The 19,643-nt window shown below is 67.3% G+C and carries 19 protein-coding genes and 1 riboswitch; of the genes, 15 read left to right on the forward strand and 4 right to left on the reverse strand.

What is annotated here, in order from left to right; translation table 11 throughout:
* Positions 1-57: 57 nt before the first annotated feature.
* Positions 58-945, reverse strand: a complete 888-nt coding sequence (locus tag AC1DDA_RS18630; RefSeq protein ID WP_476796868.1) for a LysR family transcriptional regulator — start codon at positions 943-945, stop codon at positions 58-60.
* Between the two features lie 87 nt (positions 946-1,032).
* On the opposite strand from AC1DDA_RS18630, the gene AC1DDA_RS18635 reads away from it, so the two are divergent.
* The 5 genes from AC1DDA_RS18635 (at position 1,033) to pcaDC (ending at position 5,370) form a co-directional block, all read left to right on the forward strand.
* The gene (locus tag AC1DDA_RS18635; protein WP_476779426.1) at positions 1,033-1,473 is read left to right on the forward strand and encodes a PACE efflux transporter; all 441 of its coding nucleotides are present in this window, start codon (positions 1,033-1,035) and stop codon (positions 1,471-1,473) included.
* Between the two features lie 196 nt (positions 1,474-1,669).
* Positions 1,670-2,380 carry a CoA transferase subunit A gene (locus AC1DDA_RS18640; RefSeq protein WP_476796869.1) on the forward strand — a complete coding sequence of 237 codons (711 nt, stop codon included), beginning with the start codon at positions 1,670-1,672 and terminating at the stop codon, positions 2,378-2,380.
* Complete coding sequence (locus tag AC1DDA_RS18645) at positions 2,380-3,042, forward strand: 3-oxoacid CoA-transferase subunit B (RefSeq protein ID WP_476779427.1); 663 nt, start codon at positions 2,380-2,382, stop codon at positions 3,040-3,042. The genes AC1DDA_RS18640 and AC1DDA_RS18645 overlap by 1 nt, the downstream gene beginning before the upstream one ends.
* On the forward strand, positions 3,039-4,178 hold the full coding sequence (locus AC1DDA_RS18650) for a lyase family protein (protein WP_476796870.1): 1,140 nt from the start codon (positions 3,039-3,041) through the stop codon (positions 4,176-4,178). Before AC1DDA_RS18645 ends, AC1DDA_RS18650 begins: the two co-directional genes overlap by 4 nt.
* Before the next feature lie 10 nt (positions 4,179-4,188).
* Complete coding sequence (gene pcaDC / locus AC1DDA_RS18655) at positions 4,189-5,370, forward strand: bifunctional 3-oxoadipate enol-lactonase/4-carboxymuconolactone decarboxylase PcaDC (RefSeq protein ID WP_476796871.1); 1,182 nt, start codon at positions 4,189-4,191, stop codon at positions 5,368-5,370.
* A 6-nt stretch (positions 5,371-5,376) separates the two neighbouring features.
* Here the strand turns inward: pcaDC and AC1DDA_RS18660 are convergent, their stop codons facing one another.
* Entirely contained in the window at positions 5,377-6,252 is an 876-nt protein-coding gene (locus tag AC1DDA_RS18660) for a helix-turn-helix domain-containing protein (protein WP_476796872.1), read from the reverse strand.
* A gap of 128 nt (positions 6,253-6,380) precedes the next feature.
* Here AC1DDA_RS18660 and pobA point away from each other — a divergent pair, with 128 nt between their 5' ends.
* The 6 genes from pobA (at position 6,381) to AC1DDA_RS18690 (ending at position 12,419) form a co-directional block, all read left to right on the forward strand.
* Positions 6,381-7,553 (forward strand): 4-hydroxybenzoate 3-monooxygenase, encoded by a 1,173-nt coding sequence (gene pobA, locus AC1DDA_RS18665; protein ID WP_476796873.1) that lies wholly within the window; start codon positions 6,381-6,383, stop codon positions 7,551-7,553.
* Between the two features lie 323 nt (positions 7,554-7,876).
* On the forward strand, positions 7,877-9,004 hold the full coding sequence (locus tag AC1DDA_RS18670) for an ABC transporter substrate-binding protein (RefSeq protein ID WP_476797097.1): 1,128 nt from the start codon (positions 7,877-7,879) through the stop codon (positions 9,002-9,004).
* Between the two features lie 84 nt (positions 9,005-9,088).
* The gene (locus AC1DDA_RS18675; protein ID WP_441511805.1) at positions 9,089-9,952 is read left to right on the forward strand and encodes a branched-chain amino acid ABC transporter permease; all 864 of its coding nucleotides are present in this window, start codon (positions 9,089-9,091) and stop codon (positions 9,950-9,952) included.
* Between the two features lies 1 nt (position 9,953).
* Positions 9,954-10,961: a branched-chain amino acid ABC transporter permease gene (locus AC1DDA_RS18680; RefSeq protein ID WP_476796874.1), complete on the forward strand. Its 1,008-nt coding sequence runs from the start codon at positions 9,954-9,956 to the stop codon at positions 10,959-10,961.
* A complete protein-coding gene (locus AC1DDA_RS18685) occupies positions 10,958-11,722 on the forward strand; it encodes an ABC transporter ATP-binding protein (protein WP_476796875.1) in 765 nt (254 codons plus the stop codon). The genes AC1DDA_RS18680 and AC1DDA_RS18685 overlap by 4 nt, the downstream gene beginning before the upstream one ends.
* The gene (locus tag AC1DDA_RS18690; RefSeq protein ID WP_476796876.1) at positions 11,703-12,419 is read left to right on the forward strand and encodes an ABC transporter ATP-binding protein; all 717 of its coding nucleotides are present in this window, start codon (positions 11,703-11,705) and stop codon (positions 12,417-12,419) included. Before AC1DDA_RS18685 ends, AC1DDA_RS18690 begins: the two co-directional genes overlap by 20 nt.
* A gap of 140 nt (positions 12,420-12,559) precedes the next feature.
* Here AC1DDA_RS18690 and AC1DDA_RS18695 read toward each other — a convergent pair whose 3' ends face one another.
* A complete protein-coding gene (locus AC1DDA_RS18695; RefSeq protein WP_476796877.1) occupies positions 12,560-13,525 on the reverse strand; it encodes a 2-hydroxyacid dehydrogenase in 966 nt (321 codons plus the stop codon).
* A 19-nt stretch (positions 13,526-13,544) separates the two neighbouring features.
* Positions 13,545-15,221, reverse strand: a complete 1,677-nt coding sequence (gene ggt, locus AC1DDA_RS18700; protein ID WP_476779436.1) for a gamma-glutamyltransferase — start codon at positions 15,219-15,221, stop codon at positions 13,545-13,547.
* A 139-nt stretch (positions 15,222-15,360) separates the two neighbouring features.
* A riboswitch (TPP riboswitch) is annotated at positions 15,361-15,488 on the forward strand.
* An 89-nt stretch (positions 15,489-15,577) separates the two neighbouring features.
* On the opposite strand from ggt, the gene AC1DDA_RS18705 reads away from it, so the two are divergent.
* Genes AC1DDA_RS18705 through AC1DDA_RS18720 form a run of 4 tightly spaced genes read left to right on the forward strand, consistent with a single transcriptional unit; the run spans position 15,578 to position 19,641 of the window.
* Positions 15,578-16,654, forward strand: coding sequence for a LuxE/PaaK family acyltransferase (locus AC1DDA_RS18705; protein WP_476796878.1), 1,077 nt, complete (start codon positions 15,578-15,580; stop codon positions 16,652-16,654).
* Positions 16,655-16,659: 5 nt separating this feature from the next.
* Complete coding sequence (locus AC1DDA_RS18710) at positions 16,660-18,108, forward strand: acyl-CoA reductase (protein WP_476796879.1); 1,449 nt, start codon at positions 16,660-16,662, stop codon at positions 18,106-18,108.
* 7 nt (positions 18,109-18,115) lie between these two features.
* On the forward strand, positions 18,116-18,895 hold the full coding sequence (locus tag AC1DDA_RS18715) for an ABC transporter ATP-binding protein (RefSeq protein WP_476796880.1): 780 nt from the start codon (positions 18,116-18,118) through the stop codon (positions 18,893-18,895).
* Positions 18,892-19,641 (forward strand): ABC transporter permease, encoded by a 750-nt coding sequence (locus AC1DDA_RS18720; RefSeq protein WP_476796881.1) that lies wholly within the window; start codon positions 18,892-18,894, stop codon positions 19,639-19,641. The genes AC1DDA_RS18715 and AC1DDA_RS18720 overlap by 4 nt, the downstream gene beginning before the upstream one ends.
* Positions 19,642-19,643 lie beyond the last annotated feature (2 nt).

Genomic DNA, 19,643 nt, shown 5'->3' on the forward strand with positions numbered 1-19,643 from the left:
AGCTGTCGCATTCGACCCTTACCGCGCTTCGAAGCGAAAGCACGAGCGCTGAAGCGATCAGTCCGCACCGATGCGGGCAGCGGCGAAGCGTTTGCGCAGCCAGCTCGCGGCCGGCCCGCAGGGACGCTGCTTGTGCCAGACCATTTCCAGCGCGACGGGCAGGTCGAAATTGTCGAACTGGAGATCGGGCATGGCGAGATCGGCGGCGACCGGCGAATGCTCGATCACGGAGCTGGAAACGAAGGCCCAGCCGATGCCCTGCTTCACCAGCTGCAGGATGACCCAGTGGCTCTCGACCCACCAGACCTCCGCCGCGACGCGCAGGCGCTGCTTCTCCGGCCCGTCGCCGCGCGCCGCGACAAGAATTTGCCGGTGCCGCTTGAGATCCTCCCAGTCGACGCGGGTGCCGGCCAGCGGATGCTCCTTGCCGCAGACGAGCTTGATCGGCACCCAGCCGACCGTCTGGAAGCCGAGCTCGGCCGGCAGCACCTCCTGCCGCCACATCACCCCGATATCGGCCTGCCCGGCCAGGACGAGCTGGCTGACATCCTCCATCAGCGGGAAAAGCAGCTCCAGCTCGACATGCGGGAACTGCCGGGCGAAATCCGCGAAGAGCGCACCCAGCAGATGTTCCGGATAGAGCTCGTCGATCGCGACCACCAGCCGGTTCTCGACATGCGCCTCAAAGCCGCTGGCGACGCCGAGCAGATGCTCCCGCCGGTCAAGGATCACCCTCGCCTCGCGCAGCAGCCTCTCGCCGGCCGCCGTCAGCACGGGGTTGCGGCCGGCACGGCTGAACAGCACGATGCCGAGATCCTCCTCCAGATTGGCCACCTGCGTACTGATTGCCGACTGCGCCTTGCGCAGGACCCGGCCCGCCGCCGAGAAAGAGCCGTGCTCGGCCGCCGCGACAAAGGCTTCCAACTGCTCGAAGGAGACACTCATCTATCTGCAATCCAGATAATACCCAACTTGAGATGCTCAAATTTGGCGATAGAAGACCGGGCGTCAACGAGAACAACGGGTTTTTGAATGTCGATGCGCTCCTTTCCCGACAGGGTTCGCCACACGGTCTTGTTCGAGGTGATCGGACTGGCTCTGGTGATTCCCGGCGGCGCCCAGCTCTTCGGGCTGCCGGCGACGCATATGGGCGTGATCGGCGTCGGCTCGGCCACCGTCGCGACGATCTGGAACTTCTTCTTCAACCTCGGCTTCGATCACGCCATGCACCGGCTGGTCGGGCACACGCAGAAGAACATCCCGGCGCGCGTCCTGCATGCGCTGCTCTTCGAGGGCGGCCTTCTCCTGCTGCTCCTGCCGCCGATCGCCTGGTATCTCGGCATGGGCCTGTGGGAGACCTTCCTGATGGATCTCGCGATCGTGATTTTCTACGTGGTCTACGCCTTCCTGTTCAATCTGGCCTATGACCGGGCATTTCCGATCCCGGGATCTGAGCGGCTGGCCGCCGCCTGAAGCCGGTAGCAGATGGAACACGCCGACATTGCGCGAAGGCCGTGCCAGTTGCGTCACGGCCATAGACATTCTCCCACGTTCGTATTCTGATCGCGCCGGAAACTTTGGACCGGTCTAACTGTGGCGCCGCCGGCACCGAGGCAGCCGGAACACCGGAGCGAACGCTGAGGCCACAAGCCTCGCCCAGGGAGGACAGATGACGCGCAAGATTTACGACAGCCCCGCCGCGGCGCTGGAGGGGCTGCTTTTCGACGGCATGACGATCATGTCCGGCGGCTTCGGCCTGTCGGGCAATCCCGAAAGCCTGATTCCGCAGATCCGCGATTCCGGCGTGAAGAACCTGACGGTGATCTCGAACAATGCCGGCGCCGACGGCTTCGGCCTGTGGATGCTGCTGCAGACCCGGCAGATCAAGAAGATGATCGCGTCCTATGTCGGCGAGAACAAGCTGTTCGAGCAGCAATATCTCGCCGGTGAGCTCGAACTGGAGCTCAACCCGCAGGGCACGCTGGCCGAGCGCATCCGCGCCGGCGGCGCCGGCATCCCGGCCTTCTACACTAAGACCGGCGTCGGCACCGTCGTCGCCGAAGGCAAGCCGATCGAGGAATTCGAAGGGCACCTTTATGTCCGCGAGACCTGGCTCCGGGCCGACCTCGCCATCGTCAAAGCCTGGAAGGCCGACACCGCCGGCAACCTCGTCTATCGGAAGACGGCGCGGAACTTCAATCCGAACATGGCGACCGCCGGCAAGGTGGCGGTGGCCGAGGTCGAGGAGATCGTGCCGGTCGGCTCGCTCGATCCCGAGGCGATCCACACGCCGGGCATCTACGTCGACCGCGTCATCAAGAGCACGATCAACGAGAAGCGCATCGAGAAGCTGACCGAGCGCAAGAGGGAGGCGGCATAATGGCCTGGACCCGCGAAGAGGTCGCCGCCCGCGCGGCCAAGGAGCTGAAGGACGGTTTCTACGTCAATCTCGGCATCGGCATTCCCACACTGGTGGCGAACTACATCCCCGAGGGTGTGGACGTCACGCTGCAATCCGAGAACGGCCTGCTCGGCATCGGCCCCTTCCCCTATGAGGGCGAGGCCGATCCCGACCTGATCAATGCCGGCAAGCAGACGATCACGACCCTGCCGAGCTCCAGCTTCTTCTCCTCAGCCGATAGCTTCGCGATGATTCGCGGCGGCCATATCGACCTGACCATCCTCGGCGCGATGGAAGTGTCTGCGAATGGCGACATCGCCAACTGGACCATCCCCGGCAAGATGGTGAAGGGCATGGGCGGCGCGATGGACCTCGTCGCCGGTGTCAAGAAGGTCATCGTCGTGATGGATCACGCCAACAAGGTGGGCGAATCCAAGGTACTGGAGCGCTGCTCGCTGCCGCTGACCGGCGCGGGCGTGGTCGATCTCATCATCACCGACCTCTGCGTCCTGAGCTGCGACAAGGAGAATGGCGGTGGCCTCACCCTGATCGAGCTCGCCCCCGGCGTCACCCTCGACGAGGTCAAGGCCAAGACGGCGGCGCCCTTCACTGTGGCGCCGAGCCTCGCCAAGGCCGCGTGAGCGGGTTCCTCCGCTCGAGGCCGGCGACCACCGAAGCCATGCTGGCCGTGTTCTCGGACGCGGCCACGCTTCGGCACGCGCTCGCCTTCGAAGCCGGACTCGCCCGTGCCGAGGCGGTGGAAGGGCTGATCGGCCCCGATGCAGCCGGCGCGATCGCCGCGCTTTGCGCGGAGATCGCGATCGACCCTGCCGCGCTTGCCGAGGAGGCAGCGCTGGCCGGCACGCTGGCGATCCCGCTGGTGGCACGGCTGCGCGCCGCCTTGACCGGCGAGGCCGCCAAGGCCCTCCACAAGGGCGCCACCAGCCAGGATGTCGCCGATACCGTACTGGCCTGCCAGATCCACGCCGCCAGCAATCGGCTCGGCGGCGATCTCACGCGTATCGCGACGGCGCTCGCCGCACTCGCACAACGCCATGCCGAGACCCCGGCGATTGGCCGCACGCTGTTGCAGGACGCGCTGCCGATCGGCTTCGGTCTGCGCATCGCACATTGGCAAGCCGGCATCGTAGAAGCCGCCGCCCGCCTGAACCGCGAGGTCGAAACCGGCGCAACGCTGCAATTCGGCGGCGCCGCCGGCTCGCGCGCCGGTCTCGGCGGCAAGAGCGCAGCCGTCTCCGCCCGTCTCGCTGCCGCACTCGGCCTGCCCGATTCCCCGCCCTGGCATGCACGCCGCGGCGGCATCGCCGGTATCGCCACGGCGCTGGCCATCATCATCGGCGCACTCGGCAAGATGGCACGCGACGTCTCGCTCCTGGCCCAGAACGGCGTCGGCGAGGCCCGCGAGCCGGCGATCCCCGGCCGTGGCGGCTCCTCCGCCATGGCTCATAAGCGCAACCCCACCGGCTGTCAGGTCGCGCTCTCCGCCGCCCTGCGCGCTCCCGGCCTCGTTGCCGGCATCCTCGCCGGTCTCCCGGCCGAGCAGGAGCGTGGTCTCGGCGGCTGGCAGGCCGAGGGTCCGGCCCTGGCAGAGCTTTTTCTGCTCGCGGCAGGCGCGGCCGGCGCCATGGCGATGGTCGCGGAAGGCCTTGAGGTCGACGAAGCCGCCATCGCCCGTAATCTCGCGGCCGCCGGCCTCGGAACCGATATCGGCGAGAGTCCGGCACTCGTCGCCGCATTGCTCGCGCAGAACGACTAAGGGACGAACGATGCCTTTCGCAGCAAGCAGCGACGCCCGCATCTATTGGAAGCTCGAAGGCACGGACGACAAGCCGGCCCTCGTCCTGCTGAACTCGATCGGCACCGATCTCGGCCTCTGGGACGCGGCTATGCCCGCTCTCCTCCCCTCCTTCCGTGTCCTGCGGCTCGACACCCGCGGCCATGGCGCCTCCGACGCGCCGAGCGGCGACTACACGCTCGCCCAGTTGGCCGGAGATGTTGCTGCGGTGATGGACGCAGCCGACGTGGACAGAGCGGCAGTCGCCGGCGTCTCGCTCGGTGGCATGATCGCCATGGAGCTCGCGCTCACCCGGCCGGAGCGGGTTGCGGCGCTGGCACTGATCTGCACTTCGGCAACCATGGACAAGGCGGCATGGCAGGATCGAGTCGAAAAGGTCCGCGCCGGCGGCACAGCGGCGATAGCCGATCTCGCCATGCAGCGCTTCCTCTCGCCGGCTTTCGCCACAGGCCAGCCGGCAGTCGCTGAGAGCGTCCGGCGCGGTCTCATCGCCATGAACAGCGAAGGCTATGCCGGCGCAGGCGCCGCCATCCGCGACATGGACCTGATCGGCCGGCTCGCCAGTCTCTCCTGCCCGACGCTCGTCGTCGTCGGCGATCGCGACGCCTCCACCCCCTTCGCCGGCCATGGCGAGAATCTCGTCGCCGCGATCCCGGACGCGACCCTCGAACGGCTCGACTGCGGCCATCTCGCCCCGCTCGAGGCGCCCGCTGCCCTGGCCGGTGCGCTGCGTGCCTTCCTGTCGCCCGGCCCCGATGCGGCCGGCGCTGCAGAAACCCTGTTCGAAGCTGGCCTGAAGAACCGCCGGCGCGTCCTCGGCGACGCGTGGGTCGATCGATCGCTCGCCAATCGCACGCCATTCAATGCCGAGTTCCAGGCGATGATCACCCGCATCGCCTGGCAGGAAATCTGGAGCCGCCCCGGCCTCGACGACCGGACGCGGCGCCTGCTCGTCCTCGCCATCACCGCGAGCCTCGGCCGCTGGGAGGAATTCCGCTTGCATGTCCGCGCCGGGCTGACCCGCGGCGGCTTCACCGCCGACGATCTCAAGGAGGTGCTGATGCAGACGGCGATCTATGCCGGCGTGCCCGCGGGCAACACCGCCTTTGCCGAGGCTGCCGCGGTGATGAAGGAAATCGAGGCCGCGGGCTGACCGGCGTCAGGGCGTCGCCCGATAGTCCGAGGGCGACAAGCCCGCGCGTTTGGCGAAGAAGCGCGAGAAATAGGCCGGGTCGGAAAATCCCAGGCGGAACGAGATCTGCGAGATCGTCATCGCTGTGTAGACGAGATCGCGCCGCGCCTCGATCATCAGCCGGTCCTGGATGACGCGCGCCGCCGAATGGCCAAGCAGTTCCCGGCAGCTGCGTGACAGATGCGGCACCGAGGCGCCCAGCGCGCGGGCGTAGTCCGTGAGCGCGTCATGGTGCTGGAAGCGCGTCTCGACCTGCTCGACGAAGCGGCGCACCAGCTCGGCCCGTGCATCCCGCGCCGGCTCGGCAACCGCGCGTGCGCCCCGCATCGCCCGCACGAACCAGGACGCAATCAGGTCGGCATAGGCGCCGAGCGAGAATTCCCGCACCGGCAGGTTCGCCGCGAACTCGCTCATCGCCAACCGCATCGTGGCGTCGAGTGCGGCGAACTGCGCGCTCCCGACCGGCACATGCAGCACCGCTGCCGCACCGAGCAGTGCGTGCGCCTCCGGTTCGTTGCCGAACAGGCGCTTCAACGATGTCGCGGCCGCGCTGGCAACAAAACCGTTGGTATCGTCGAGGAAGGCAAACTCATGGATCGTCGACGGCGGCAAAAGCAGCACCGATCCCGGCGCCAGCTGGTGCTCGCGACCGTCGACCCGCGTCCGGCCGCCGCCGTCGGTGACGAGGAAGAACTGGAAGAGATCGTGATGCAGATGCGGCTGGATCGTCCAGCCATGCAGCGAGCTGCGCGCCACGATCGGTTCGATATGCAGCGCGTCGGGGAAGCGATCCGTCAGGCGCTCGCCATAGAGCCAATAGGCGGGGACGCTCCTGCCGGGCATGCTTTCCTCAGGATCGATTTGTCCAAGACAATGCGCGAATCCTCCATTCCGTCAATCGCCTTGCGTAGGATATCCTTCGACCACGGATCGAACGGTGCAAATCGACGCTCCGTGGGAGGTCAAAAAGAATGCGAACGCAGGTCGCCATCATCGGCGCCGGGCCTGCCGGCCTGCTGCTTGGGCAGCTTCTGTCGCGTGCCGGCATCGACAACGTCATCCTGGAGCGGCGCAGCGCCGATTATGTGCTGTCACGCATCCGCGCCGGCGTGCTCGAGCAGGGCATGGTCGATCTCCTGCACGAAGCGGGCGTCGGCGAGCGGCTCGATCGCGAAGGTCTCGTCCATGACGGCTTCGCGCTGGCCTTCCGCGGCACGCTCCACCGCATCGACCTGAAGGAGCTCAGCGGCGGCAAGACGGTCACCGTCTACGGCCAGACCGAGGTGACGCACGATCTCATCGACGCCCGCCAGCGGCTCGGAGGGACGACATTCTACGAAGCCGAAGATGTCGCACTGCACGATTTCGGCGGAACCTCGCCGCGCGTGACCTTCCGGGCGAACGGCGAGGCCAAGGAGCTGCATTGCGACTTCATCGCCGGCTGCGACGGCTATCATGGCGTGTCGCGTCGCTCTGTCCCGGCCGATGCGCTGCAGATTTTCGAGCGCGTCTATCCCTTCGGTTGGCTCGGCCTGCTGGTGGACCGTCCGCCGGCAGCACACGAACTGGTCTATGCCAATCACGAGCGCGGCTTCGCGCTGTGCTCGATGCGTTCGGCCGAGCGCAGCCGCTACTACGTCCAGGTTCCGCTGGAGGAGCGGGTCGCGAACTGGTCGGACGATGCCTTCTTCGACGAGTTGCGCCGGCGTCTCCCCACAGGGATCGCCGATTCCGTCGTGACCGGTCCCTCGCTGGAAAAGAGCATCGCGCCGCTACGCAGCTTCGTCGCCGAGCCCATGCGCTTCGGCCGGCTCTTTCTCGCCGGAGACGCCGCCCATATCGTGCCGCCGACCGGCGCCAAGGGGCTCAATCTGGCGGCGAGCGATGTGCGCTATCTCTTCGACGCCCTGCGCGAGCACTATCGCGATCATTCGGATGCCGGCCTCGACGCCTATTCGGCCCGCGCACTTGCACGCGTCTGGAAGGCGGAACGCTTCTCCTGGTGGATGACCAATCTGCTGCACCGCTTTCCCGAAAAGGACGGCTTCGACCGACGCATTCAGGAGGCCGAGTTCGATTACCTCACGCATTCGCGGGCGGCGGGCGTCACCATCGCGGAGAACTATGTCGGCCTGCCCTATTAGGGCCGGGTTCGCCCAGCACCTCAGCAGGATCATCTTCATTTTTAGCCCCGGAAGGACGAAATCATCTCCAGCCAGCCTCAGTTCGAGGGTTTTGAGTTCCGGACGGCGATGGGCATTGCCCTCGCGCGAAAAATTGCGTTGGTGACAACAAGAGTCGGGCGCCGCAGCGCAGCGATCCGGCCAGGAACGAACGGCAAGAGTTGTCGCACCGCGCGAAAAGGCGGCCGCGGCAGAGGAAAGATCGGGAGGTAGGGACAATGCAGAAAACATCCTTCGGCCGGCTGCTGCGTGCCGGCGCCCTGGCGCTTGCAGGCACTCTGGGCATGGCCGGCGCAGCCAGCGCCGACACCATCAAGGTCGGCATCATCGGGCCGTTCTCCGGCCCCTTCGCCTTGCAGGGCAAGAACTTCCAGGCCGGCGCCGAGGCCTGGCTGGCGCAGAACGGCAAGACCGTCGCCGGCCATGACATCGAGCTGGTCTATCGCGACCTGCCGACCGCCAATCCGCAGCAGGCCCGGGCCCTGGCGCAAGAATTGATCGTCCGCGACAAGGTGCAGTATCTCGGCGGCGTCTACTTCACCCCCGACGCCATGGCGATCACGCCGCTGCTGAAGCAGGGCAACGTGCCGCTCGTGATCTTCAACGCCGCGACTTCGGCGATCATGACCTCCTCGCCGCTGGTGGTCCGCACCTCCTTCACCACCGCACAGACCGCAACGCCGATCGGCAAGGCCGCAGTCGACCGCGGCATCAAGAAATTCGTCTCGGTCGTCAGCGATTACGGCCCCGGCGTCGATGCTGAAGGCGCCTTCAAGAAGGCGATCGAAGCGGCTGGTGGCGAAGTCGCCGAATCGATCCGAATGCCGCTCAACACCACCGAGTTCAGCCCGATCATGCAGCGCATCCGCGATGCCGGCGCGCAAGGCGTCTTCGCCTTCCTGCCCTCGGGCCCGCCGACGCTCGGCTTCGTCAAGGCCTTCAGCGATACCGGCCTGAAGCAGGCCGGCGTCAAGCTCTTCGCCACCGGCGACCTGACGCAGGAGTCCGATCTGCCGGCGCTCGGCGAGGCGGCGGCGGGGATGGTGACCTCCTTCCACTATGCCGTCTCGCATGACTCCGAGATCAACAAGCGCTTCGTCGCCGCCGCCGACAAGGCGATCGGCGCGCCGGATCTGCTCTCCTTCCCAGCCGTCGGAGCCTATGACGGCCTGTTCGTGATCTCGAAGATGATCGCGGCCACGGGCGGCAAGCAGGATGCGGAAAAGGCGGTCGAGGCGGTCAAGGGCCTCGCCTGGGAGAGCCCGCGCGGCCCGGTCAAGATCGATCCCGAGACCCGGCACATCACGCAGACGATCTATCTGCGCGAGGTTGCCAAGGATGCGCAGGGCCGCTGGATCAACCGGGAGATCGCCAGCTTCCCGGACCAGAAGGACCCCGGCCTCGCCAAGTGAGCGCAGCCGGCAACCAGCACTAAGATTGGCGAGGGTGCGCCAGGCACCCTCGTTCTCCACTGTCCGGTTCGACGAGGCCCGCAGATGCAGACCGCGCTGAGCATCGCCATGGACGCTTTCGCCTATGGCATGGCGCTGTTCATCATCTGCATCGGCCTGTCGCTGACGATGGGGCTGATGCGGGTGGTCAATCTCGCGCATGGCGCCTTCGCCATGATCGGCGGCTACATCGCGTCCTATGCGGCGCGCGATCTCGGCCTCGGCTACGGCTTCGCCATCATCCTCGCCATGGTCGGCACGGTGCTGCTCGCGATCCCGCTGGAGCGCCTGCTCTATCGCCGCATCTACGACCGCAGCGAGCTCTCGCAGGTGCTCATGACGATCGGCATCACCTTCTGCGTCATCGGCATCACCAACTACTTCTTCGGCCCGACGCTGAAGACGATCCCGCTGCCGGCCGAGCTCGCCCGGCCGATCGATCTCGGCTTCCGCAGCATCGCCGGCCACCGGATCTTCGTCATCGTCAGCGGCCTTGTCGTCGCCGGAGGTCTGTGGCTCCTGATCGAGCGCACCGGCTTCGGCATCCATCTGCGCGCCGCCGTCGAGAACGCTCCAATGGCGCGCGCGCTCGGCGTGCGCACTGAGATCATCTATGCAGCGAGCTTCGCGCTCGCGATCGGTCTCGCCGCCTTCGGCGGCGTGGTCGGCGCCGAATTCCTGCCGATCGAACCCTATTACGCCTTGCGCTATATGGTGACGTTCCTGGTCGTGGTCTCCGTAGGCGGCGCAGGCTCGATCCCAGGGGCGCTTGCCGCTTGCCTGCTGCTCGGCGCCATCGATGTCACCGGGCGCTATCTCATGCCGGAATTTGGCAATTTCTTCTTCTATCTCGCAGTGATCCTGGTGGTCTGTGCCTTTCCGCGCGGCCTGATGGGGCGGGCGCAGTAAGATGACTGACGCCACGCTCCGGCATCCCGGTACGCATCGTTTCCGCACGCTCGGCCGCGATCTCCTTGGCCTCGCCGTCATCGCGCTGGTCGGCCTCGCCGGTTATGTGCTCTTCCCTGACAACCTCGCCTTCCTGACCCGCGTCATCTCGGTTGCGCTGCTCGTGCTCTCGCTCGACCTGATCGTCGGCTATTGCGGCATCGCTTCGCTCGGCCAGGGTGCGCTCTACGGTGCCGGCGCCTATGCCGCCGGTATCGCCTGCGTGCATGGCGTGACCGAGCCCTTCCTGCTCATCCTAATCGGCGCCGCAGCAGGCGCCGTCATGGGGCTGCTCATGGGCACGGTGATGCTACGCGCCCATGGCCTGCCGCAGCTCGTCCTCTCGATCGCCATCGTCCAGCTCCTGCACGAGGCCGCCAACAAGGCCTCCTCGCTGACAGGCGGTAGCGACGGCCTGTCCGGCATGATTCCCGCCCCCCTCTTCGGCATCTTCGAGTTCGACCTTTGGGGCCGCAGCGCCTATCTCTTCGGCCTCGCTTTGCTCGTCATCGTCTTCGCGGCGCTACGCCTCATCACGCGCTCGCCCTTCGGCATGGTCTGCCGTGGCCTCAAGGAAGACCCGCTGCGCATCAGCGCGCTCGGCATCTACGCCTTCCCGGTGCTGCTCAAGATGTTCGTGATCTCCGGCGCGGTCGCCGGCATGGGCGGCGCGCTCGCGGCCATCGCGACGCAGGTCGTCGGGCTCGACAGCGTGAGTTTCGAGATCTCGGCCAACGCGCTCGTCATGCTGGTGCTGGGCGGTATCGGCAACCTCTACGGTGCGCTGATCGGCACCGTGATCTTCATGGCGCTCGAGCATATCGTCGCAGCCATCAACCCCTTCCACTGGATGACGCTGGTCGGCGCCGTGCTGATCGCCATCGTGCTCTTCGCCCCGCGCGGGCTTTCCGGGACGCTGGACGAAATCGCACGCTTGCTGACGCGCAACCGCTGGGGGGCCGGCCGATGAGCGCCGTGTTCGAGGTCTCGCATCTCACGAAGGAGTTCGGCGGGCTCAAGGTTAGCCGCGACATCTCGCTGGCGATGACCGAGGGCGAGCGACTCGCCCTGATCGGCCCGAACGGCGCCGGCAAGACCACCTTCGTCAACCTCGTCACCGGCCGCATCCCGCCGAGCGCAGGCAGCGTCCGCCTCGCCGGCGAGGACATCACGGGCCTGGGCGCCGTGAAACGCGTGCGACGCGGTCTCGTCCGCACCTTCCAGGTGACCCGCCTCTTCCCGGACATGACGCCGGAAGAGCATGTGGTGATGACCATCCTGCAGCGGCTTGGCCGGGCGACGCGCATCTTCGCCCGTTTCCACGGAGCTTCCGAAGCACGCGACGAAGCCGACGAGATCCTCGCCATGCTCGGGCTTGCCGAGGTCGCGCGCCGCAAGGTCGCCACCATTGCCTATGGCCAGCAACGCCTGCTGGAAATCGCGATCGCGCTGGCGCAGCGCCCGAAGGTGCTGCTGCTCGACGAGCCCGCGGCCGGCGTGCCCTCCGCCGATACCCCGCGCATCGAGGAGGCGCTGGCCCGCCTGCCCGCCTCCCTCGCGGTTCTGATGATCGAACACGACATGGACCTCGTCTTCCGCTTCGCCAAGCGGGTGGTAGTGCTCGCTGCCGGCGAACTCATCTTCCAGGGCCTGCCGGCCGATGTCGCCAGGGACCCTAAGGTCCGTGAAGCCTATCTCGGGAACTACGCGCATGCCGGCAGCCACGCTTGACGTCCGCGGCCTGAGCGCCGGCTACGGCCAGACCCATGTGCTGGAGGATGTCTCGTTCTCTGTGCCGGCGGGCGGGCGCCTCTCCATCCTCGGCCGCAACGGCATGGGCAAGACCACGCTGATGGCGAGCCTGATGGGGCTGACCCGCCGCTATGCCGGCAGCATCAGCGTTGGCGGCACGGACATCACCGCACTCGGCACCGCCGCCCGCGCCCATAGCGGCATCGGCCTCGTCCCCCAGACACGCGAGGTATTCAAGGGCCTGACCGTGGAGGAAAACCTCTTCGCCGGGCTGAAGGGCCGCCCGCGCAGCGCGATCGAGGAAGCCTACGCGCTCTTTCCCCGCCTGCAGGAACGCCGCCGCAACCTGGGCTCGCAGCTTTCGGGCGGCGAGCAGCAGATGCTGGCGACGGCCCGCACCATCCTCGGCGAGCCCTCGGTACTCCTGCTCGACGAACCGCTGGAGGGCCTGGCCCCAGTCATCTGCGACATGCTGATGGAAGCCTTCACGCGGCTCGCCGCGAGCGGCGCAATGACAATCCTCTTCGTCGAGCAGCGTCTGGAAAGCGCGCTCGCATTCGCCGAGGACGTCATCATCCTCGAACGCGGACGCATCGTCTGGTCGGGCAAACCCGACGCGCTGCGGAGCGATGCCGCCGTGCTCGAACGCTATGTCGGCGTCGGCGGGCTGCATTGAGCTTCACCGCACCCAAACCTAGCCGTCATCCTCGGGCTTGACCCGAGCATCTCGGAAACCAGCGCCTTCTCGTCACGAGATCCTCGGGTCTGCACTTCGCCCGAGAATGACGGATACCCAAGCCGGCAGACAGCGCCGACTCACACCACCAGATCGAGCGGCGGCACCGGCTCGCCGCGCGAGACGTGCTGCATGTTCGTGAACATCCGCTTCACCACCGGCGCGAAATTGTCGGACGCCATGGCGGCGAGATGCGGCGTGGTCACGAGATTATCGAGGGTGAGCAATTCGCTCTCGGCCGGGAGCGGCTCGATCTCGTAGACATCCATCGCCGCGCCGGCGATCTCCTTCGCCCTGAGCGCCGTGACGAGATCGGCCTCGTTGACGACGCCGCCGCGCGCGACATTGATCAGCACCGCCGTCTTCTTCATCGCCTTCAAGGCCGCCAGATCGATCAGGTCCTTGGTTTCGGGCGTCAGCGGGCAATGCAGCGAGACGACATCCGCCTGCGTCAGGATTTCGGCCAGCGACGCATGCTTTACGCCCAGCGCTGCTTCTTCGGCGGCATCGAGCGGCGTGCGCTTGCTGTAGAGGATGGTGCAGCCGAAGCCCTTCAGCAGCTTCGCGACATTCTTGCCGATCGCCCCGAAGCCGACGATGCCGACCGTCTTGCCCGAGAGCGTATAGGTATCCGACGGCAATTGACCCGTGCGCCAATGGCCCTTCTTAAGCTCAGCATTGCCGTATGCGATGAGGCGCAGGGTCGACAGCATCAACCCGATCGCGAATTCGGAAACGGCCACGGCGTTGGAGCCGGTCGTGCGCGCGACCTGGATGCCCAACTCCTTTGCGGCAGCGATGTCGATGTTGTCGTAGCCGACGCCCCATTTGTGCAGCAGCTTCAGCTTTTTCGCCGCCCGCAGCACATCGGCGGAGACGCCGACCTGCCCGGAAATCGCATAGTCGGCCTCGGCGATGATCTCCTTCATGTGCTCGTCGCCGCGCGCGGTCCCATGCGTCAGCACGAAGCCATCAGGCAGCAGCGCACGCAGCCGGTCGGCCCGCTCGGGGCTGGTCATATCGAGGAGAACGATCGTCTCGGGCATGGAAAGGTCCGGAAATAGGTCAGATGGTGAAGCGTGCGCCGGCACGGGCAAGCCCGCCGGAGATGGCGACCGGCGTGCCATCGGCGCGCCAGCAGGCGGCGCCCGTCAGCGTGCCATCCGGGTTGAAGGCGATGGCATTCATCCCGCCGGCGACGCGCGGCGAACGCAGGATCCTGTGGCCGCGGGCCGCGAGCTCCTGCGCGACCGCTTCGGGGATGGCTTCCTCGAGCTCGAGCACGCCGCCTTCTGTCCAGACGCGCGGCGCCTCGACCGCTTCCTGCAGCGTCATGCGGTGGTCGATCAGGTTCACGATCGCCTGCAGCGCCGACGGGAAGATGCGCAATGCACCCGGCAATCCCAGCGCGAAGGCAAGCTTGCCCTCCTTCAGCGCCATCATCGGCGCCATCGAGGTGAAGACCCGCTTGCCCGGCGCGATCGAGAGCGCGCGGCCGGGATGCGGATCGAAGTTGAACATGTAGTTGTTGGCGATCATCCCGGTGCCCGGAATCTGCACGCAGGCGCCGAACAGCCCGTTGATCGTCTGCGTCGCGCTGACGACATTGCCTTGCGCATCCGCGACGGTGACATGGGTGGTGTCGGCGGATTCACCGCCCGAAAGCCCGGCCGTCCAGCTCTTCGCCCGGCCGATCTCGATCAGGGCGCGCCGCTCGGCCGCATAGCCCTTGTCGATCAGCCTGTTGACCGGCACCTTGACGAAGGCGGGATCAGCCGTCGCCACCGCCCGGTCGGCGAAGGCGATCTTCAGCGCCTCGGCCAACAGATGCACCGCATCCGCCGAGCCGAAGCCGAGCGCACCGATATCGTAACCTTCGAGGATGTTGAGCATCTGCGCGATATGCACGCCCGAGGACGAGGGCGGCGGCGGGCCGATGATCTCATAGCCGCGATAGGAGCCGCGGATCGGCTCGCGCAACTCGATGCGGTAATTCGCGAGATCGGCCTGATCGATCAGCCCGCCATGGGCCGCCATGTAGTCGGTCAGCGCCCGCCCGAGCCGCCCACCATAGAGCGCATCCGGCCCCTCCACCGCAATCAGCTTCAGGCTGGCGGCATAGTCCGGCTGAACCAGCCGCATGCCGGGCTGGAGTGGCTGGCCGCCCGGCAGCAGGAGCGCGGTGAGGCCCGGATCGCGGGCGAGATCGGCGGCGTTGTCGGTGATGCAATTCGAAAGATAGGGCGTGACCACGAAGCCGCGCTCCGCCAGACCGATCGCCGGCTGCAGCACCTCGGCCAGCGGCAGCGTGCCGAAGCGCGCCAGCGCCTCGCACCAGCCCTTGAGCGCGCCCGGCACTGCAACGGCCTTGGCGCCGACCACGTTCTCGCGGTCGCGTGTCTCGCGCTGCCTGCCGATCTCGTCGGACAGGCAGTCATACATGTCCGGAGTCGCGTGGCCCGGCGCGGTCGAGAGATTGTCGATCACGACATGGCGGCCGTCCGCGAGGCGGATATGACTCAGGCCACCGCCGAGAATGCCGACCATCATCGGCTCGGCCACCGTCAGCGCGAACAGCGACGCCACCGCCGCATCGATCGCATTGCCGCCGGCGAGCAGCATCTGCGCGCCCGCCGCCGAGGCGAGCGGATGATTGGTGACGACCATCCCGCGCGAGCCGGTGGCCGGCTTCTTCTCGCAGGTGAAGGAGGCGATGCGGGGCGGCGGCGCGGAAAGGTTCATGGCCGGCACAGAAACGGTTTTGAAGGCCGGCGTCGAGCCTCTTCTTCGGCATGCGCGCCATGTCAGGATTTCGAGTCGGCTCCAACCTGGCCTTGCGCCGGCAACGCTTGACAAGCCATGGCCCGAAGCCCCACCTAAACCCTGTTCCCAGGGGGGCCTCGCTAGGAGGCTGAGATTCCGCCGGCTGGCTCTTGAGACCGGCAACGCGGTGACCCTCCGAACCTGATCCGGATCATACCGGCGTAGGGATGCGGGACATGCGGCCATCCAAGGCCCTGATTCCAGCTTGCGCCCGTGATCCTTTTGCGATCGACGCTCCCGGCTTGGCCGCGAGCGTCCGAACGGAGTGGGCCGCAGTGACGCAAGCCGAGATCATCGAGGCGCTGCTGGCGTTCATCGCGCTTCCCGACGCGTCGGAAGCCGAGTTCGAGGCGATGGCGCTGAAGGTCTTCGCCTATCAGTTCCGCAACAACGAGCCCTACAAGCGCTTCTGCTTGCAGCGCGGCCGCACGCCGCTTTCGGTGAAGCGCTGGCGCGACATCCCGGCCGTGCCGATCACCGCCTTCAAGGACCTGACGCTGAGCTGCAGCCCGCCGGAGGCGTCAAGCCATGTCTTCATGACGAGCGGCACAACACAGGGCGTGCGCGGCCGCAGCTACCACCCGACGCTCGCCGTCTGGAAGCGCTCGATGCTGGTGAATTTCCGCGCGCGTTTCATGCTTGGCCGCGAGCGCATCCGCATGGGCATCCTCTTCCCAGATGAGACGGCGCTGCCGAATTCCTCGCTCGGGCATTATCTCGGGCTCGCCCGGCGCGAATGCGGAACGCCCGATTCCCAGGTCTTCATTGGCGCCGCCGGTCTCGATCTGGATCGTTTACTGCCGGCGCTCGCGCAGGCCGAGGCCAGCGGCGAGCCCTATGCCCTGCTCGGCGCGAGCTATTCCTTCGTGCCACTGATGGATGAGCTCGCGGCACGCGGCCTGCGGTTTGCTCTGCCGGAAGGCAGCCTCATCCTCGACACCGGCGGCTTCAAGGGCCAGTCGCGCGAACTTACGCCGGACGAATTCTATGACGGGCTCGCCGCCGCCTTCGGCGTGCCGCGCTCATCCTGCATCAACATGTACGGCATGACCGAGCTGAGCTCGCAGCTCTACGACGACGGCAATGCGGTCTGCCCGTCGGTGAAATCCGGCCCGCACTGGATCCGCAGCCGCGTCGTCGATCCGCTGAGCGGAGCGGATTTGCCGGAGGGCGAGCGCGGCGTGATCGTCCATCACGACCTCGCCCATTTCAACTGCGTCGCGGCGATCCTGACCGAGGATGCCGGCGAGATCGTGCCGGGAGGCTTCAAGCTGCTCGGCCGTGTCGATGGCGAGGCCTCGAAGGGCTGCTCGGTCGCTGTGGCGGAGTTCCTCGCCGCGGCGCGGGGCTGACGGACGTGATCGAGCATGCGGGCCATCTGCCGGGCCTGAGCCGTGAGGCACTGCGCTGGCGCGAGGTCGGCCACAGCGCCTGGGGCGAGAGCGTCTCGGTCGCGCTGCCGGAACTCGACGAGGCTCAGGCTGCGACGCTCTGCGAGCATGTGCGCAACAATGCCCGCGCCCGGCTGAAGCGGATGGACACGGCGCGCATCGTCGCGGCGATCGACGCCGCCGTCGCGCGCCTGCTCGACCGACAGCACCCGCTACGGCGCAAGGCCGAGCACCTTCTACCGATCGTCACCGGCTATGACCGCGAGACGGTCCGGCTCGGCCTGACCGGCTATCTCAAGACCTTCCGGCGCCCGCAGCTCCTGCGCTTCCTGGCCGAGGATTTCGCCAATCCCGCCATGCTCGACGGCTTCCAGCCGACGGCCAAGGGCGGTTACCTGCGCGCCCATGGCCCAGAGCTCCTGCTGCATGTCTGGGCCGGCAACGTCCCGGCGCTCTCGCTCTGGAGCCTGATCTGCGGATTGCTGGTCAAGGCCGGCAGCGTCGGCAAGCTCGCTTCGGCCGAGCCGCTGACGGCCGGTTGGTTCGCGGGCCTCCTCGCCGAAATCGACCCGGAACTCGGCGAATGCCTCGCCATCGTCTGGTGGAAGGGCGGCAAAGCGGCTGCCGAACCGGCGTTCCTGCGCGCGGCCGACACCGTCATGGCCTATGGCGGCAACGACACGCTCGCGGCACTGCGTGCGAAACTGCCGATCACGACCCGCTTCCTGCCGCATGGCCACAAGATCGGCTTCGGCGTGATCGCGCGCGAAGCGCTCGACAGCCGCAAGGCTCCGGCCCTGGCCCGGCTCGCCGCCCATGACGTCGCACGCTACGAGCAGCAGGGCTGCTATTCGCCGCAAATGCTCTTCGTCGAGCGCGGTGGACGCGTCAGCCCCGCCGAATTCGCGCGCTACGTCGCGCACGAACTCGCCGCCCTCGCCTCCCGCCACCCCCGCCGCGCGCTTTCGCAAGGCGAAGCCTCTTCCATCGCCGCATGGCGCGGCGCACAGGAGATGCGCGCGCTGGAAGGCACTGCGGAACTCCTCGGCGAGCCCAGCGATGGCTGGAGCGTGGTTCATGTCGATGCGCCGGAAGCCCTGAACCCGACCGGCCTGAACCGCACGCTCAAGCTGGTCTCGGTCGAAAGCCTCGATGACGTCCCCGCCCTCGTCGCGCCCTATCGCAGCTTCCTGCAAACGGCGGGCGCCGCCGCAGCCCCCGAGAGGCTGTTCCGGCTCGCGGAGCAATTGGGCGAAGTCGGCATCAGCCGCATCGCCCCGCTGGGCCGGATGACCGCACCGGAAGCCGGCTGGCATCATGACGGGCGCTTCAGCCTGCTCGACCTCGCCACCTTCACCGAGATCGAGCAATCGACGGAAGCGGCGGCAGAGGGGTTCGCGCCCTATGTCGACTGACCCTGCCATGTCCGATTTCGTCACAATCAAACAGGTCCGCTATCGTTATGGCGCGGCAGGTTCCGCGGTCGTCGACGGCGTCGACTGGGCGATCCCGCGCGGCGAGATCCATTGCCTGCTGGGTCGCAGCGGCTGCGGCAAGACCACGCTGCTGAAGCTCGCGGCCGGCCTGCTCATGCCGAGCGAAGGCGCCATCCGCATCGGCGGCGAGGCGCTGCATGGCCCGAGCGCCCGCGCCGGTTTCGTCTTCCAGGCCCCGACGCTGCTCGACTGGCTGAGCGCCCTCGACAACGTGCTGCTGCCGATTTCGCTGAAGCGCCGGCCGACGGGAGCCGACCGTGACGCGGCACTCGATTTGCTTGCCCGCATCGGTCTGGTGGATTTCGCCGCGCGCCGGCCCTCCGAACTCTCGGGCGGCCAGCAGAGCCGCGTCGCTGTCGCCCGTGCGCTGGTCGACAATCCCGATCTGCTGCTGCTCGACGAACCCTTCGCCGCGCTCGACGCACTGACGCGCGAGGAATTGCAGGATGACCTGCTGCGGCTCTGCGCACTCAACGGCACCACCGCGCTCTTCGTCACCCATGACATCGGCGAGGCCGTCTATCTCGGCGACAAGGTCGCGGTGATGGCCGCTGGCAGCCTGACCCATGCGCGCCGCATCGAGTTGCCCCGCCCGCGCCACCGCGACATGCGCTACGCTCCCGGATTCGCCGCCTCCTGCCATGAGCTGCGCGACGCCATGGATGGCGAGGCGACGGCCGCAACGAGCCGGAGGCCGGCTGCATGACCGCGCGCCTGCCCTCCCTCCTGCTGCTGCTCGCCCTGCTCGGGGGCTGGGAGATCTGGTGCCGGCTCGGCGGCTTGTCGGCGCTCGTCCTCCCGCCCCCCTCCGCCGTGCTCGCGACGCTCTGGAGCGAGATCGCCACCGGCCGGCTCTGGCCTCATCTTGCCGTCACGGCCGCGGAGATGGCGCTCGGCCTTGGCATCGGCGCCGTCATCGGGCTCGGTGTCGGCATCATTCTGGCGGAAGTGCCGGCGCTCAGCCGCCTGCTGCGCCCCTATGTGCTGGCGAGCCAGCTCGTGCCCAAGCTCGCGCTCGGGCCCCTCTTCATCATCTGGTTCGGCTTCGGCATGACGCCGACGATCGTCATCACCGCGCTGATCTGCTTCTTCCCGCTAATGGAGAACACGCTGACCGGCGTGAGCGAGGTCGATCCGGCCAAGCGCGAACTCTTCCGCATGCTCCGCGCGAGCCGCCTCCAGACCCTGCTGCGCCTCAAGCTGCCCGCTGCCCTTCCCGTCATCATGGCGGGCCTGCGCGTCGCTGTCGTGCTCGCGCTTGTCGGCGCCGTGGTCGGCGAGTTCATCGGCGGGCGCACCGGCTTGGGCGCCTCGATCATCGCCGCGCAGAGCGTGATGGATTCGAGCCTGATCTTCGCGCTCTTCATCGTCATCACCGCGCTGGGCATGCTGCTCTACGAGGCCGTCCGCCTCATCGAGCGCCGCGTCCTGCACCGTTTCTCGAAAGGCTAGAT

It is taken from the genome of Allobosea sp. 10N428 (genome assembly GCF_056394545.1).

What these genes read in the sequence shown, in the direction of transcription:
- AC1DDA_RS18645 (WP_476779427.1), top strand. Translation starts at nt 2,380, where the DNA reads ATGGCCTGGACCCGCGAAGAGGTCGCCGCCCGCGCGGCCAAGGAGCTG.
- AC1DDA_RS18720 (WP_476796881.1), top strand. Translation starts at nt 18,892, where the DNA reads ATGACCGCGCGCCTGCCCTCCCTCCTGCTGCTGCTCGCCCTGCTCGGG.
- pobA (WP_476796873.1), top strand. Translation starts at nt 6,381, where the DNA reads ATGCGAACGCAGGTCGCCATCATCGGCGCCGGGCCTGCCGGCCTGCTG.
- pcaDC (WP_476796871.1), top strand. Translation starts at nt 4,189, where the DNA reads ATGCCTTTCGCAGCAAGCAGCGACGCCCGCATCTATTGGAAGCTCGAA.
- AC1DDA_RS18675 (WP_441511805.1), top strand. Translation starts at nt 9,089, where the DNA reads ATGCAGACCGCGCTGAGCATCGCCATGGACGCTTTCGCCTATGGCATG.
- AC1DDA_RS18685 (WP_476796875.1), top strand. Translation starts at nt 10,958, where the DNA reads ATGAGCGCCGTGTTCGAGGTCTCGCATCTCACGAAGGAGTTCGGCGGG.
- AC1DDA_RS18680 (WP_476796874.1), top strand. Translation starts at nt 9,954, where the DNA reads ATGACTGACGCCACGCTCCGGCATCCCGGTACGCATCGTTTCCGCACG.
- AC1DDA_RS18640 (WP_476796869.1), top strand. Translation starts at nt 1,670, where the DNA reads ATGACGCGCAAGATTTACGACAGCCCCGCCGCGGCGCTGGAGGGGCTG.
- AC1DDA_RS18630 (WP_476796868.1), bottom strand. Translation starts at nt 945, where the DNA reads ATGAGTGTCTCCTTCGAGCAGTTGGAAGCCTTTGTCGCGGCGGCCGAG.
- AC1DDA_RS18635 (WP_476779426.1), top strand. Translation starts at nt 1,033, where the DNA reads ATGTCGATGCGCTCCTTTCCCGACAGGGTTCGCCACACGGTCTTGTTC.
- AC1DDA_RS18690 (WP_476796876.1), top strand. Translation starts at nt 11,703, where the DNA reads ATGCCGGCAGCCACGCTTGACGTCCGCGGCCTGAGCGCCGGCTACGGC.
- AC1DDA_RS18670 (WP_476797097.1), top strand. Translation starts at nt 7,877, where the DNA reads ATGGCCGGCGCAGCCAGCGCCGACACCATCAAGGTCGGCATCATCGGG.
- ggt (WP_476779436.1), bottom strand. Translation starts at nt 15,221, where the DNA reads ATGAACCTTTCCGCGCCGCCGCCCCGCATCGCCTCCTTCACCTGCGAG.
- AC1DDA_RS18660 (WP_476796872.1), bottom strand. Translation starts at nt 6,252, where the DNA reads ATGCCCGGCAGGAGCGTCCCCGCCTATTGGCTCTATGGCGAGCGCCTG.
- AC1DDA_RS18695 (WP_476796877.1), bottom strand. Translation starts at nt 13,525, where the DNA reads ATGCCCGAGACGATCGTTCTCCTCGATATGACCAGCCCCGAGCGGGCC.
- AC1DDA_RS18715 (WP_476796880.1), top strand. Translation starts at nt 18,116, where the DNA reads ATGTCCGATTTCGTCACAATCAAACAGGTCCGCTATCGTTATGGCGCG.